Genomic DNA, 14,580 nt, shown 5'->3' with positions numbered 1-14,580 from the left:
GTTTACTCTACTTCAAAAGTCCATGTTCCAACATAACTAGATATTGGCATCGCTCCAGGAGATTGAGCGTACGCATGAAATTGGAACATGCCTCCTTTCCTTGGGTTCCATAGTTTCATGACAACAGCATATGGCTTTGAATCGACAGGTATAGGCTGATCAGGGAAAATATCAATTGACGTTTGGTCCTCATTGATTTCAAAAGCAGCAGGAATATCTTTTAAGCACTTTGTTCTATCTTGCCATCCGCCTATTTTTACCTGACATAAACTCATCTTTTCAGGCTTAATTTTTGCTTCGAAATAATCAGGGACCTTTATAGATAGTTTTAATACACCTGTTTTCCTTTCGCTTGAACGAAGAAAGAAATAATAGGTTGCCCTATCTAACCTTTCATTTGATGTTTGGAATGATTTCAGTCTCCTAAAGTTTGGATCAGGATCCCATTGAAATTCAAATGATCCTGGACCGGCAAGAGAAGCTTGTTGAGTCGCTTTTTCAATTCCTATGATTCCAGTAAAAAGTAATGCTGAGATAAGAACTCCTTTAAAGATAGATTTAAGGTTCTTTTTAATAGTGGGCATTTTTCAGATAAGGCGAAAGTGCAAATTTGGTTATGAGATTAAATTGATTAGTTAATTCTCTGTGTAAAGGAAAGCACAAGGGTAAGGATTCTTACTGCAATGTGGCTGGTGAAAAATTCACATGTCTGGACGCAGTTTACTAGCTCTTCCTAGGTAAGTGTGATGAGGCTCTTGATTCTCAGGTATCCATACATGAGCAAGAATACGAATACACTTCTCTAAATCTCCCTTGACAAACATTTGTTGGCAATCAAGAAGGGCTATCTTTTCCCACCCTGGCTGTCGTCTTGCTATAGAAGCAGGGAAACAAGCATCTAGATCTCTTGTTACTGAAAAAGTTATTGAAACAATTTGACTCGCATCAAGTCTGTTCCTTGTTACTAATTCTGATACAAGTTCGCTAACAGCTTTTTCAATTGATTCAATTGAGTTCTTTGGGCTAGTAGTAGCTCCTCGCAAAGCCTGTAATTTCATATCTTGCTTATTGAGGTTTTGATTTAAGGACGAAATAGCCAAAGAATTTGGCCAGAATTGGAAAGTTCAATATTTAATAATTCAAAGAACTTTGCAAGAGTATTACTTCCAGGAATCAGTCCTAATAGCTTTTTCTTAGGACGGCCTAAAGTGATTGGCTGTAGTTTCTCATCTAGCCCTGCAAGCTTTGCTGCTAAAAGCTTTGCATGGTTTTCATCTCCAAGCTCATCTACCAATCCAAGTTCTAAAGCTTGCGTACCGGTAAAAACTCTTCCATCAGCGAAGGCCTTAACGCATTCCTCGGTTAATCCCCTACCTTTAGCAACCGCGCTAACAAACTGGATATAACTACTATCTATAAGAGATTGAAGCAAATTTCTTTCTTCTGGAGTAAGAGCTCGATCGGGAGAAAGAATATCCTTATAAAGGCCACTTTTGATTGTTTCAAATTTAATACCTATTCTTTCAAGTAATTTCGATAGGTTATTGCCACGGAGGATCACTCCAATTGAGCCAGTAATTGTTCCAGAATTGGCAACGATTTTTTCGGCTGCCACACCAACATATACTCCTCCTGAAGCTGAAATGTTTCCAAAACTTGCTACTACATGACAGCCTTTCTCTCTAAGCCTAAGAATCGCAGCATGGATTTCTTGACTGTCCCCAACAGTCCCTCCAGGGCTATCTATCCTTACCAGCAATGCTGGGAACTCTCTTTCTTCAATTTGTTTTACAGCTTTCAAGAAAAGCTTTCTTGTTTCACTATTGATGGCTCCATCAATAATGATTCTTGCCATCCTTTTTTTGGATTTACGACGCCAAGGCCAGATCATTGGATTAGTTCTCATTTAATTGGATCTTAAAAGAAGCCAACAGGCTTAAGTCATGTTTGAAATGTTCAATTGGTTATTAATGATTCTGCCCTTTGCATTATGGGGCACAGCCATGGCTGCAATGGCACCTCTTGTGCAATCTGGAGGGCCTGAAATTGTTGCTTTTTTAAGACTTTTCCCTGCTGGAGTTGCTGTTCTGTGCACATTAGTAATTTTAAAAAGAACTTTGAAGATTGCTAAAGGTGACTTGGGATGGTTTGTTGTTTTTACTTTAGTTGATGCGACATTTTTTCAATTTTTATTGGCAAGAGGGTTGTTAGAGACAGGGGCGGGACTTGGATCGGTTTTTATAGATTCCCAACCTTTAATGGTTGCAGTGCTAGCAAGAAGTCTTTTTGGCGATGCAATTAACCCTTTCGGCTGGGCAGGATTAATGCTTGGTTTGGTAGGAATAATATGTTTGGGGGTGTCCCCAGGTTTGCTTAGACATTGGCTTTTGATGGGAGATGCTGTTTCAGGTGGGAATCTTTTTAGCAATGGGCAGGGGTGGATGCTTGCGGCAGCAATAGCAATGGCTTTGGGGACTGTATTAATTCGTTTTACATGTAAAGAAAGTGACCCAGTAGCCGTAACTGGTTGGCATATGACTCTGGGTAGCTTTCCTTTGATAATTTGGCATTATTTCGATAGCAATTGGTCTTTTTGGCCAGATTGGACCGTTGTTCAATGGGGATTTATGGCTTATGCAAGTCTTTTCGGAAGTGCATTAGCTTATGGATTATTCTTTTGGTTTGCTAATAAAAAGGAGCTGACTAGCTTTAGTACCCTAGCGTTTTTAACGCCTGTATTTGCACTTTTGTCCGGTGGAATATGGCTTGGAGAACGACTAGAAAGTTTGCAATGGATTGGTGTTGCTTTAGTTCTAGTTTCAGTCTTTTTAGTAAGTCAGAGGAATCGCTTGTGGATACCTTTTGATGAACTTTCAGAGGAAAATCAAAGAGGCATATAAATGACTGTTAATGCTTTGAAGCTTTTGCTAGTTAGCACTCCTATAGGTTCTTTAGGAAGCGGAAAAGGAGGGGGAGTTGAAGTGACATTGCTTTCCTTAATACAAGGTTTATTAAGAATTGGCCATGAAGTAATACTTGTTGCTCCTAATGGATCTCAACTCCCTGAAGAATGTAAAGATATTGAAGTCTGTTATGTATCTGGCTTGGCACAAGCTAGTTGGCAGCACCAAAATTACATTTCTCCAGTAACAATCCCTGTCAAAGGTGTTTTGCCAAGCATGTGGGACAAGGCACTTGAAATAGCTTTAGAAAAGGGGGTAGATGCAATATTAAACTTTGGTTATGACTGGTTACCTTTGTGGATTACACCTTATGTAAGACCAAATATCTTTCATCTAATAAGTATGGGCGGTGTCTCTGAAGCTATGAAAAATCAAATAAATAATTTATCCAAGACTCATCATTCTAGACTTGCTTTTCATACTCATAGACAAGCTTCAGATTACGACTTGGTTCAGCAACCGATAGTTGTTGGCAATGGATTTGATTTAGATAAATATAAATTCAACCCCAGGTCTGATGGCCCACTTGGCTGGGCAGGAAGGGTTGCTCCTGAAAAGGGTTTAGAGGACGCTGCAGCTGTAGCTGCTCATTTTCAAGAAACTTTATTAGTTTGGGGGGTTGTTGAGAATGAACAATATGCAAGAAATATTGAGGAGTCATTGCCAGCAGGAACAATTGATTGGCGAGGTTTTTTGCCTACTAAAGAGTTCCAAAATCAATTAGGAGAATGTAGGGCTTTTATTAATACTCCAAAATGGAATGAAGCTTATGGGAATGTAGTAGTAGAGGCAATGGCTTGTGGAGTACCTGTAATTGCTTATAATCGAGGAGGACCTGGGGAATTAGTTAATTCAGGTGTCACTGGTTGGCTTGTTCAAAATGATGACATTGATGAATTGATTTTGGCTGCAAAAAGAGTTGATAAGATTGATCGTAATAAATGTAGAGAATGGGCATTAAATTCAGCTTCATATCAATGCTTTGCAAAAAAAATTGCCATGTGGATAAGTGAGGAGAATGCGTACAAAAATATAAATTCAAATCAAAATTAATACTGAATCAGTGGCACTACTAATACCTAGAAATAAATATAAAAGATGCATTTGCTTGATTTTTTTCTTAGGCACATTGATTTTCTGCTGGCAATTAGGTTCCACAGGATTAGTTGACGAAACTCCTCCTTTATTCGCTGCTTCAGGAAGGGCGATGAGCATTACTGGTGACTGGTTAACCCCTAGAGTTAATGGCCTTACTCGATTTGATAAACCACCTTTGGTTTATTGGTTGATGGGTTTCTTTTACTCCTTGCCTGGACAAAGTATTTGGGATCCCCTTGGCACATGGTCGGCGCGTTTACCATCAGCTCTTTCAACATTGATGCTCATGTTGATTCTCGGGGATACTGTAATGAGATGGCCAGGGGTTCATATTGCTGCACCGAGGAGGGCAGCATTAGTCACTTCCCTTGCTTTTGCCCTTTCTCCTCTTGTACTTATTTGGAGCAGAATTGCTGTAAGTGATGCTTTGCTTTGTTCTACTTTGGGTATAAGCTTACTTCTTAGTTGGCGAACTTATGTAAGACCAATAAAAAAATATTGGTTGTGGCAGTGGATATTTTTAGGACTTGCAGTACTTAGTAAAGGTCCGGTAGCTATTGTATTAGCATTAATGACCTTGTTTGCTTTTGCTTTTATACAAAAAGATTATATAAATATAATCGCAAGGCTCAAACCTTTAAAAGGTTTGAGCGTTGCCCTTCTTGTAAGCATCCCTTGGTATTTGTTGGAGTTGCTAGTCGAAGGAAAACCTTTTTGGGATAGTTTTTTTGGATACCATAATTTTCAGAGATTAACCTCTGTTGTTAATAGCCATTCTCAGCCTTGGTGGTTCTTTATATTTATTATGTTAGTAGCATCTTTGCCATTTACACCCTTCCTATTATTAGGTTTATTTGAATCAATTTCTGCTTTAATTAAAAGTAAGAATCTAGACTTTATAGAGCCAGATAAATCTATCTTAAAGTTTGCTTCTTGCTGGTTAATTTCCGTTTTTCTTTTATTTACTTTTGCAGCGACTAAATTACCAAGCTATTGGTTACCAGCCACTCCAGCAGCAGCAATTTTGATAGGGATCTCCTCTAATATGAATATTAATAAGAGTCTAAGGTATAAAGCTTCTTTATGGGCTTTGATATCTTTATCTTTTTCTCTTGCATTAGTACTTTGGCTTTCTAAAACATGGATATATTCTGTTTATGATCCTGAGATACCTAATTTTTCCAGTGAATTTATCTCAAGGAACTTGCCGTTTAAAGGGTCTTTACTTCTTGGACTTACAGCGTTATCAGGATTGATTTTAGTTGTTAAAAATAATCATAGAAGATTTTATTTAACCCAAATACCTTTAATACTTTTCCAGTTATTTTTTATGCTACCTTTGTGGAATATTAGTGATAGCCTAAGGCAATTACCGTTACGGCAGGTGTCCAATCTATTGGTGTCTTCTCAAAAGGATAATGAGGCAATTGCTATGGTAGGCATAAATAAGCCCTCAATACATTTTTACACTAAACAAATTATTATTTTTGAAGCTAATGATGCAGAAGGACTTGTCAATCTGGCAGATAGATTGAATGCTGAAGTAAGACAAGGATGGGCAGGAAAACCTATTGGATCGGCGAATTCCTCCCAGACTGTTTTGGTGGTTATTGATAATCAAACAAGCGGCCATCCTCACTGGAAGGCTATGCAGCCTATTAAACTTGGAAAATTTGGAATATATAATGTATGGAGAATAGATAGAGTAAAGCTTCAGGATCGCGCTAATTACCTAATGAATTATCGTGGAGAGTCTCCTGACTGGAGAGCCCCTAACCCGGAGAAGATATAGATAAAATATATTTTTTCTGAGGATTGGCTGGTAAGAAATTCTTATTTGTTTTTCAAAGATTCAAAATAATATCCCTCTAAAATTAATCTATATTTACCTTCTTGATACTTCACGATATAGGAAAGATATAAAGTAAATTATGCTTCCATAGCATAGGAAGCTAAAAATAGGATTGTAAATGATCATTTAATCGAAGTTTTGTCTCAGGCGTGGGAGGTCGTCCCCCCGTTCGATTCTTAGACAAGCAATGGCCTTTATAAGGTAGTGGGCCAGACGCCTCCTGTCTCCCCTTGAAAAACAAATCTTGTTTTTATAGCCTCGAGCAATGCTGCTCATGCCAAAAATGAAGAAAACCTTAAGAACTATACCTTGTTGAGGGTCCCTTGGCGCAATATATTCCTTGAGCATTGTCAGCTCTTCTTAGGATTGAATATTAGGAGTGTGTAGTGAGATTGAGCGAAATTATGAGCCAGGTGGATTAAAAAAACCATTTGAGCTTAAAAACAATCCCATAATCACTATTGGTCCAATGCCAAATAAAAGCAGTACTATTTTTTGAATAAAAGGACTTGCCTCTTTATCTTTTTTTAGCTTGGTCATTTTTCTATAGTTTGCATGGGGTCTTGGAGGTCACTCAATTCGGATTTTTCATTATTCACATTGTATACACTGTAAATAGCTTTAAAAAGAAAACTCTTTAGTCAACACTCTTCGAAAAATAAAACTAATCACAGTGCTATTGATTAAGGTAGTCCAATTCTAGTTAGTGTTCTATAGTCTTTGTATGGGTTGTTTTCATGATGAGAAATCTTCTTACTTCAAGATCTTTGATAATTAATATATTTAATGGATAAAAATATTATTAAAACAAATCGACTATCTATTGTCTTACCTACCTTTAGAGAGAAGGAAAATATCTTTTTAATAATTGAAGAATTAATAGATTTAGCTAATTCCTATGAGCTTGAAATTTTAATTGTTGATGATGATTCAAAAGACGGCACCTTTGAGCTTGTTAAGAGCATTTCATTTCAAGATCCACGCATAAGAATTATTCGTCGTGTAGGCAGATCAGGTTTGGCTAGTGCAATAAAGGAAGGTTTATTAAATGCGCAGGGAGATATTGTTGCTTTAATGGATGCCGATGGCCAGCACCTGCCTAAGGATTTAATAAATGCTGTCAATTTCTTAAATGAAGGAGATTATGACTTGGTGATTGGTAGCCGTTTCTTAAAATCAGCAAATATTAGGGGCCTAAGTCAGAGAAGAACAGGTGGTTCGTCTTTTGCTAATTTGTTAGCTCGAACAAGCTTGCCAAAAAACTATCAACATATAACAGACTATATGAGTGGATGCTTTGTCGTTAAGGTTGAACCATGCTTGCCAATAATTTACAAGGTTGACGTTAATGGTTTTAAATTCTTGTATGAGTTTCTTTCAATCAGTAGAGGATGTTTTTGTGTGGGAGAAGTGCCCTTATCTTTTCAACCTCGACTACATGGAAAATCAAAATTAGAAGTATCTATAGTATGGGACTTTTTAATTTCACTTTTACATACTTTGACATGTAGAATTTTGCCAAGAAGAGCAATTAGCTTTGGAATTGTAGGACTTAGTGGTGTTGGGGTTCAATTAATTACTACAAATATAGCCATGAATTTGTTTTCACTTGGCTTTAGTTCATCATTGCCAATATCAGTTATTATAGCTGCTACTTCTAATTATTTAATTAATAATATATTAACTTTCCGATCTAGACGTTTAAGTGGGATTCCTCTGCTAAAAGGTCTTTTTAAATTTCTTATTGTTGCTTCATTTCCTGTGATTGCGAATATTGGACTTGCAACCGCTTTTTACAATACAATTTCTAATAATACAGTTTTAGCTCAAATAGCTGGCATTTCTATAGTTTTTATATGGAACTATGTCGCATCATCTCGCTTTGTTTGGAATAGCCCTTAAGTTAACAAAGATAAAAAGCATATTTAAATTTACTTATTGAAATTGTATTGGATAAAATAATCAATCTATTTGTTAATAAGTTTCTCCAAGGGAATAAGATAAGTAAAATGCGGAGGTTTAGGACAGAATTCAGGAATATCTTTCTTGCAAATTAAATCTTTGAATAATTTTTTATTTTCATTGTCCTTTGTTTTTGAATAACTTTCATTCCAGTTCAGACTTCCTACCAAAAATCTTGCACCTTCATTATACCAATTATTAAGATTGGATAGAGTCACATTCCTAGAGGATGTTAACCATCCTTGACGTCGGGCTAAATTAAGTAAAGTCGGATCACTATTTGTAACACTTACTATTAGTTCATCTTTATTGACACGTTCTCTTATGTCTAAAGCTAGAGGCATCCAAATATCATTCTGCTTACTTTCTATTAAATAGTAGTCAATTGAAAGAATGATTAGACTTATTGCAGTAGTGAGAGCAATGCAAGTTCTAACTATATTTGAATTCTTTATATCTGTGATGCCTTTACCTATTAAAGGGCAACAAAATATTAATAAGGGTAGTTGGTAATATTCATGAACACTACTTGATTTAATTGCCATTATTGTAGTAACAAAAACACCCACAATTCCAGAGATTAGTATTTTGCCTTCAACACCTTTATATGTATTTTTCAAGCCAATTAATAAGATAGGAAATAATACAAGAGCGAAAATTCTTATCATAACTCTAACAAGCATATTCAACCATATATTTATTTCGAATAACATTTTTACATTGCTTCTATCAGAATCCCAAAAGCCAAATGTTAATCCACTATCTTGCCCTAATGAATAAGCATGTGAGTACCAAAAAAATAATGCAGTTAACGCAAATAGAAAGTATAAAATAGATATAGATAATCTACGCGTATTACTAATATGATAAGTTATTCTTTTACCAGAGAATTTTCTAGGCTTATAGAATAATAAAATTGTGAATATTGGTAAACCCAACCATATCATTGGAATTACTTTTATTAGACAGGCTAATGTGAAAGCAAGACAACTAATTATGAGATTAATATTTGAATAGTATTTAAATGTAAATATTAGTCTTTCTATGCTTAAGGCCGAGAGGCATAGCATTAATGACTCAGCTTGAAATGTCCTACCATAATAAACACTTATGGGCAGTATTGCGAATATTAAGCCAGCCCACCAGCCTTCTTTCTCTCCAAATAAATGTGTCCCTATCTTTATTAATAAAACTATTGTAATCAGACTAAATACTACTGATAAAGACCTTCCTATCCATTCATTTACTCCAAGTAATTTGTAGAGTATGGATACCAAGTATGGAAATATAGGAAACTCTGACTCAACATAACCATTACTAGAGCCTATCCAATCTATTTGAGGCAACCATATAGGTGTGCTATGAATATAAAAATTTCTTGCTATAGCAGCCGTATCTGCTTGCCGCCAGCTATGAATCCCCAAAATAGGGGAATTGATATTTATTAGTCTTAGAATTAAACCTACAATTAAAGGTATATTATTTTTTAATGATAGCCTTTTCTTAATTAGAGTCATAGTTTAGGTTAATTAAGGTTCAAAATATGTATTCCTAGATTTTTAGTAAGTATTCTCTCTATTTATATATTTCTTACGAGGTCATAGGCTAGATTCTCATATCTTTCTACCTCTATAGATCTAAGAATTCCTATTGCTATTGATAAATTTAGTTTATTGTATGTTTCTTTACTAGACTCTATTTCATTTTTGGGAAGAGCATGTTCAAAGAAATAGGTACAATGCCATTCCATAGCATCTGGAAGATTCTTTGTAGGTATTTGATGTTCTTTCATTAATTGAACACATTTGGACCTTTCTTCAATTGTCTTTACGAAAAAAATAAATGTATCGTAGCTACCTGTTTGATGTTGTCTTAACTTACGAACTCGGAAGTGTTTTTCTAAGATACTATTAAGAGCATTAAATCTTCTTTTATTACTTTCTAAAATTAAATTTAACTTATCTAATTGGGCTTTGCCTACCGCAGCTTGAAGTTCTGTCAATCTGTAATTAAATCCAGGCATTGATTTCTTGTCTAGACCTCTTGGTATACCTTCTTGATATGCATGCCCATGATCAGAATAGCTTACAACGTACTTATGAATCTTTTCAGAATTTGTTAATATCATTCCACCTTCTCCACAAGTTATCATTTTACCATGATCAAAACTTATAACACCACAGTCTCCAAATGAACCTAGATTCTTACCCTTATATGTAGCTCCAATTGATTCACAATTATCCTCTACTAATTTAATATCATTCTCTTTACAGAAGGACACTACTTCTTCTATAGGGCCTCCAATACCAAGCATATGAACCAAAATAATGGCTGATATATCTTCATTGTCATCATATATTTTATTAAGATCATTGATATCTAAGTCTAAATTATCATCAACACCACAAATAATTGGATGAGCACCACAGTCAATAATCGCTTCTATTACCGCTATGAAATTAAACGCTTGAGTAACTACCTTTGATCCTTTTTTAACTCCAATGGCCTTTAACGCGCATTTAAGAGCAGCAGTACCTGAAGTTACAGCCCTAGAGTAATTTACGTCAAAAGCCTTAGAAATATTTGATTCAAACTCTCTGACATGATATTTCTTTCTAGCATTATCCCATCCATGAGCAAAGAGAACCCCTCCTTCTTCAAAAACTTCTTGTACGGCTTTTGCTTCGCTCTCATCTATCCATTCAAATCCTGGCATGGAAGTAATTCTAATTTATTTATATAGCATATCACTAGATATAAGAAATCTATTTAATTGTATGCCTTATAGTACGATTTCTTTTTTCATAGGTATCTATTATTATATTATTATTGATGACTTACAAGAATTTTATGCAGTCAAATAAAAGCTATAAGTCGAGTTCAATACAAATCAATATTATTTAGGCTTTAATTTTATAAATGTTTTTAGAATCAAAAATATATTATAACCAATTAAACAATTCGTCTCCTATAAGTTCCTTGCAAGGTTTATTAATTTTACCAATTCCGTGAAAACCCCTTTCGTAGTTTTTGTAGGAATCAATTAAGTATTTTAATAGAGCTGTTGAACTTACAGGGTTGTCACCTATAGCAACTTCAGCAGCAAGAACTATGCCTGAAACTCCAGCAGAAAGATGGCTATATATGTCAGAAATCTCTGCTCTCGAAGGTAAACTTGCTTTCATCATGCTATCGAGAACATTGGTAGCAATATTTACGGGTTTTCTTTTTTCTCTTGCTATCTTTATAACATTAAATACTGCCATTGGAATAGCTGCAATACTTATTTCTCTACTTAAGTCACCTCTATCAATTAATATTTCATCAGATAGATCAATTATTTTAGAAACATTTGCTATACCCATAGATGTTTCTATTTTTGATATCAGTTTTATATTTTTACCAATTATATCTCTTAGATATCTGGCATCAGATTCTGTTGATATAAAAGAAGCATATACTTCCTTAATGCCATTTGATAAAGCGTATTTAATTGCCTCCTTATCAAATTCTGTTAGTACCGATAACTTTAGACTTTTGGATTGAATATCAACAGCTCTATTTTTTAACACCGATCCAGATGAAATGGTTTTTGCCTTAAGACAATTATCGCCAGTTTGTTCTAGGATTTCTAAAGCAAGTCCATTAAAATCCACTTTCATTATGTCTCCTGCAATAATTTGATCTACAGCCTCAGGATGGTTGAGCGCTATATATTCATTGTCATGGGTTATTTTCTTATATTCATCAGTAAAATACAAGTTGACTATATCTCCCGCTGGAATGCTTTCAAATAATGAAGTACTTTTAATTCTTAGCTGAGCCCCTTGAGTATCAATAGAAGGAGTAATACCAACGCTTTTAATTATGTTTATGTACTCTTCAAGAGAAGAATGAGTAGCATGCGAAAGATTTATTCTGAATCTGTCAGCTCCACACAATTTTAACTTCTTTAGCTTAGAAGGTTCAATAGAACTAGGACCAACTGTGATAATAATGGAAGTCATATTATTCTTAGTAATACTTTGTTTTGAAGTGAAGTGAAGTGCTTAATAAGGCACATTTTCTAAATGATAGACTAATTTCGACAATGATTCTTAACTTCTTCTAATAGATAATATCATTTTTCAATTAGTGACTTCTAAGTTTATTAATAAATATATATCCCTCTGTTCCTATACCATGTTTATATAGAAATTTGAATTCACTCATTCTTTTGACTACTAGATCATCCTTTCGCTAAGTTTTCAATGTGCTATTATTACTATTATAAAACCATTTTACTTGGAATTATATAAGTAGTAATGAATACCCTGTTTAATCTAAAAATTGCTGCAATCACCCATTACCAATCTTGTACTGGCAGTGTTTTTATACATAGTTTGCTCGATGGTCACCCTCAAATATGTACCATCCCTGGCGTACCAAATTTAATACCTTTAATACATAATGAATATCAAACAGCAGAAGAAGCGCTGAATATTTTTGAATTACATAATCCAAAGTTCTATGATACTTCAAAAATGAGCTTAATAGATCCTAATAGTTCTGGTCTCCATAATTTAGGTGATAATATGAATGAAGGAATCAAGACTAATAGAAATGATTTTATATTTTATTACTATCAACATATTCTTAATGAAAATATTACGCCAAGGAATGTAATCCTATCTCTTTATTATGCATATTCATGTTCACATGGTAGAGACATTCTCAAAGATAAGGTTGTTTTACTTCATCCGCATGAACCCTGGATAACATTTGAGTTTCTTAAGATTTTTCCTGAATCTAAACACTTGATCCCTGTTAGAGATCCTATGCGCGCGTATTGCTCAAGGATAAAACTTACTAAAGAGAAGGCTTATCTTCGTAAGCAACCTTACTCACCTATAGACCAATTGTCGAGTATGGCGAATAACTTATATGACTATTGTAAACTCGATATGGATATGTGCGTTTTCAAAATAGAAGATTTCGGATCGAATAGAGACCCTCTTCTTTTAAAAATATCTAAATATTTGGATATTGACTTTAATATTTCTATGACCAAAAGTACATTTGGTTCAAAAATCTATTGGGGAGCTAATCCTTCAGCTAGAACCTCAGTTTTTGATCCTTCACGTCATAGCAGAAAAGTACCTTTAAGAAGATATGAAAAAAATCTATTCTATGCTTTAAATGGTAATATTAACTCTATTTTTTCATACTCTGATAAGAGCTTTACTAAGCTAGAAAAAATATTCTCAATTTTTTGGCTATGTTTGCCAATGCAGGAAGAATTACATTGGCTTAATCAAGCAATAATTAAAAGAAGGTATGCAAAATCAGAATTTAATACTGACAAATCATTCTCCGTAGTTAAATGTTCTCTACTATTATTAAAAGAAAGGCTATTTTTATTTTTTATATTTTTTAGAAACTTTAGATCTAGTCATTATAATAAAATAAGAAGTGTGTTCATCAATCTCGATGATTAACTATTCATCTTATACTAAATTAAACTAATTTCTGATTTTTGACGATAATTTTTTAGGCTACATTTTGACAATTTCCCCTCTTCAAATGTCCTATTATATTTACCCCCCGCCTTTTGAGAGGTTAATATTATCAGCCTTATCAACCTTCTTCACCTTTGCTTATTGCAGCAGCTTCTATATTTGCCTAAAATATTAGTGTAAAGAAACCTTATGATTTAGCGAAAGTATGAATCAATATTAATTTATATATCCTTATTCATTCTTTATGTATATTAAATCTTATGGATAAAAACACAATCACTTGGGTCGTTCCTTGCTTTAACGAACAAGAAGTCATAACACAGGCTGTAGAGAGAATTGATAAAGTTTGTGAATCACTGGATAAATATAAATGGGAAATAATTTTTATAGACGATGGAAGCATCGATAACACTAGAAAGCTAATTAAGGAAGCATTTACATATAATTCTCGAATCAAGCTAATAGGTCTATCAAGAAATTATGGACACCAAATAGCTGTTCAAGCCGGAATTAATAATGCCATTGGCGAGGCAGTCATTGTTATAGATGCTGACTTACAGGATCCTCCTGAATTAGCGGCCTCAATGCTAGCTAAATGGGAGAATGGGTTTGATGTAATATATGGGAGACGAATAGAAAGGCAATCTGAGTCCAGATTTAAGAAAATATCTGCAGCTATCTTTTACAGGTTATTGAATTTACTTTCAGACATTAATATACCTTTAGATGCAGGAGATTTTCGATTGATTGATAAGAAAGTAGTACAAGCTTTGAGAGCGATGCCGGAGAGAGGTAGATATTTGCGAGGTCTTATTACTTGGTCTGGCTTTAAGCAAACGCATGTAGACTATTCAAGAGAAAAAAGATATGCAGGTACTAGCAAATATCCATTGATAAAAATGATTAGATTTGCTGTAGAGGGAATTACATCCTTTTCAAGGAAGCCTCTTCAGTTAGCTACTCTATCCGGTTTATTTGCATCACTAATTTCTATCATTGGAATCATCTATGTCCTTTATTCTAGACTTATGACAGATAATTGGGTTGAAGGTTGGGCTGGCTTAGCACTCGCAATTCTTTTTAGTAGTGGTCTACAGTTAATATTTATAGGTATCTTAGGTGAATATATTGGTAGGATTTATATTGAGTCAAAGGCAAGGCCGCTCTATTTCATAGATGAGGTTATAGAGCAATAACTCATTAAAAG

The 14,580-nt window shown here is 34.5% G+C and carries 13 protein-coding genes; 6 read left to right on the top strand and 7 right to left on the bottom strand.

Annotated elements, in window-relative coordinates; all coding sequences use genetic code 11:
* Nucleotides 1-2: 2 nt before the first annotated feature.
* From O5635_RS03610 to sppA, 3 genes are all read right to left on the bottom strand, one after another.
* Entirely contained in the window at nucleotides 3-584 is a 582-nt protein-coding gene (locus O5635_RS03610) for a DUF2808 domain-containing protein (protein ID WP_036902467.1), read from the bottom strand.
* A 117-nt stretch (nucleotides 585-701) separates the two neighbouring features.
* Nucleotides 702-1,058, bottom strand: coding sequence for a chorismate mutase (gene aroH / locus O5635_RS03605; protein ID WP_036902469.1), 357 nt, complete (start codon nucleotides 1,056-1,058; stop codon nucleotides 702-704).
* Nucleotides 1,059-1,081: 23 nt separating this feature from the next.
* Nucleotides 1,082-1,891 (bottom strand): signal peptide peptidase SppA, encoded by an 810-nt coding sequence (gene sppA, locus O5635_RS03600; protein ID WP_036903578.1) that lies wholly within the window; start codon nucleotides 1,889-1,891, stop codon nucleotides 1,082-1,084.
* Nucleotides 1,892-1,943: 52 nt separating this feature from the next.
* Between sppA and O5635_RS03595 the strand changes: the two genes are divergently transcribed.
* From O5635_RS03595 to O5635_RS03585, 3 genes are all read left to right on the top strand, one after another.
* Complete coding sequence (locus tag O5635_RS03595) at nucleotides 1,944-2,900, top strand: DMT family transporter (RefSeq protein ID WP_269607988.1); 957 nt, start codon at nucleotides 1,944-1,946, stop codon at nucleotides 2,898-2,900.
* A complete protein-coding gene (locus O5635_RS03590) occupies nucleotides 2,901-4,016 on the top strand; it encodes a glycosyltransferase family 4 protein (protein WP_036902473.1) in 1,116 nt (371 codons plus the stop codon). It begins immediately after the preceding gene.
* A 76-nt stretch (nucleotides 4,017-4,092) separates the two neighbouring features.
* On the top strand, nucleotides 4,093-5,853 hold the full coding sequence (locus O5635_RS03585) for an ArnT family glycosyltransferase (protein ID WP_269607986.1): 1,761 nt from the start codon (nucleotides 4,093-4,095) through the stop codon (nucleotides 5,851-5,853).
* Nucleotides 5,854-6,315: 462 nt separating this feature from the next.
* Here the strand turns inward: O5635_RS03585 and O5635_RS03580 are convergent, their stop codons facing one another.
* The gene (locus tag O5635_RS03580) at nucleotides 6,316-6,453 is read right to left on the bottom strand and encodes a hypothetical protein (RefSeq protein ID WP_193742023.1); all 138 of its coding nucleotides are present in this window, start codon (nucleotides 6,451-6,453) and stop codon (nucleotides 6,316-6,318) included.
* A 246-nt stretch (nucleotides 6,454-6,699) separates the two neighbouring features.
* On the opposite strand from O5635_RS03580, the gene O5635_RS03575 reads away from it, so the two are divergent.
* Nucleotides 6,700-7,815: a glycosyltransferase gene (locus O5635_RS03575; RefSeq protein WP_036902476.1), complete on the top strand. Its 1,116-nt coding sequence runs from the start codon at nucleotides 6,700-6,702 to the stop codon at nucleotides 7,813-7,815.
* Between the two features lie 65 nt (nucleotides 7,816-7,880).
* On the opposite strand, the gene O5635_RS03570 is transcribed toward O5635_RS03575, so the two are convergent.
* From O5635_RS03570 to O5635_RS03560, 3 genes are all read right to left on the bottom strand, one after another.
* Complete coding sequence (locus O5635_RS03570; RefSeq protein WP_036902477.1) at nucleotides 7,881-9,392, bottom strand: ArnT family glycosyltransferase; 1,512 nt, start codon at nucleotides 9,390-9,392, stop codon at nucleotides 7,881-7,883.
* Between the two features lie 62 nt (nucleotides 9,393-9,454).
* Nucleotides 9,455-10,591, bottom strand: coding sequence for a DegT/DnrJ/EryC1/StrS family aminotransferase (locus tag O5635_RS03565; RefSeq protein WP_052042941.1), 1,137 nt, complete (start codon nucleotides 10,589-10,591; stop codon nucleotides 9,455-9,457).
* A 226-nt stretch (nucleotides 10,592-10,817) separates the two neighbouring features.
* Complete coding sequence (locus O5635_RS03560) at nucleotides 10,818-11,882, bottom strand: pyruvate kinase (RefSeq protein WP_036902478.1); 1,065 nt, start codon at nucleotides 11,880-11,882, stop codon at nucleotides 10,818-10,820.
* A 297-nt stretch (nucleotides 11,883-12,179) separates the two neighbouring features.
* Here O5635_RS03560 and O5635_RS03555 point away from each other — a divergent pair, with 297 nt between their 5' ends.
* Together O5635_RS03555 and O5635_RS03550 are read left to right on the top strand one after the other, a co-directional pair.
* Nucleotides 12,180-13,352: a hypothetical protein gene (locus O5635_RS03555; protein WP_036902480.1), complete on the top strand. Its 1,173-nt coding sequence runs from the start codon at nucleotides 12,180-12,182 to the stop codon at nucleotides 13,350-13,352.
* A 281-nt stretch (nucleotides 13,353-13,633) separates the two neighbouring features.
* Complete coding sequence (locus O5635_RS03550; RefSeq protein ID WP_036902483.1) at nucleotides 13,634-14,569, top strand: glycosyltransferase family 2 protein; 936 nt, start codon at nucleotides 13,634-13,636, stop codon at nucleotides 14,567-14,569.
* Nucleotides 14,570-14,580 lie beyond the last annotated feature (11 nt).

Source organism: Prochlorococcus marinus str. MIT 0919 (genome assembly GCF_027359375.1).
Classification (GTDB): Bacteria; Cyanobacteriota; Cyanobacteriia; order PCC-6307; family Cyanobiaceae; genus Prochlorococcus_D.
This window is presented reverse-complemented; position numbering and strand designations above follow the sequence as displayed.

What these genes read in the sequence shown, in the direction of transcription:
- O5635_RS03610 (WP_036902467.1), bottom strand. Translation starts at nt 584, where the DNA reads ATGCCCACTATTAAAAAGAACCTTAAATCTATCTTTAAAGGAGTTCTT.
- aroH (WP_036902469.1), bottom strand. Translation starts at nt 1,058, where the DNA reads ATGAAATTACAGGCTTTGCGAGGAGCTACTACTAGCCCAAAGAACTCA.
- sppA (WP_036903578.1), bottom strand. Translation starts at nt 1,891, where the DNA reads ATGATCTGGCCTTGGCGTCGTAAATCCAAAAAAAGGATGGCAAGAATC.
- O5635_RS03595 (WP_269607988.1), top strand. Translation starts at nt 1,944, where the DNA reads ATGTTTGAAATGTTCAATTGGTTATTAATGATTCTGCCCTTTGCATTA.
- O5635_RS03590 (WP_036902473.1), top strand. Translation starts at nt 2,901, where the DNA reads ATGACTGTTAATGCTTTGAAGCTTTTGCTAGTTAGCACTCCTATAGGT.
- O5635_RS03580 (WP_193742023.1), bottom strand. Translation starts at nt 6,453, where the DNA reads ATGACCAAGCTAAAAAAAGATAAAGAGGCAAGTCCTTTTATTCAAAAA.
- O5635_RS03575 (WP_036902476.1), top strand. Translation starts at nt 6,700, where the DNA reads ATGGATAAAAATATTATTAAAACAAATCGACTATCTATTGTCTTACCT.
- O5635_RS03570 (WP_036902477.1), bottom strand. Translation starts at nt 9,392, where the DNA reads ATGACTCTAATTAAGAAAAGGCTATCATTAAAAAATAATATACCTTTA.
- O5635_RS03565 (WP_052042941.1), bottom strand. Translation starts at nt 10,591, where the DNA reads ATGCCAGGATTTGAATGGATAGATGAGAGCGAAGCAAAAGCCGTACAA.
- O5635_RS03560 (WP_036902478.1), bottom strand. Translation starts at nt 11,882, where the DNA reads ATGACTTCCATTATTATCACAGTTGGTCCTAGTTCTATTGAACCTTCT.
- O5635_RS03555 (WP_036902480.1), top strand. Translation starts at nt 12,180, where the DNA reads ATGAATACCCTGTTTAATCTAAAAATTGCTGCAATCACCCATTACCAA.
- O5635_RS03550 (WP_036902483.1), top strand. Translation starts at nt 13,634, where the DNA reads ATGGATAAAAACACAATCACTTGGGTCGTTCCTTGCTTTAACGAACAA.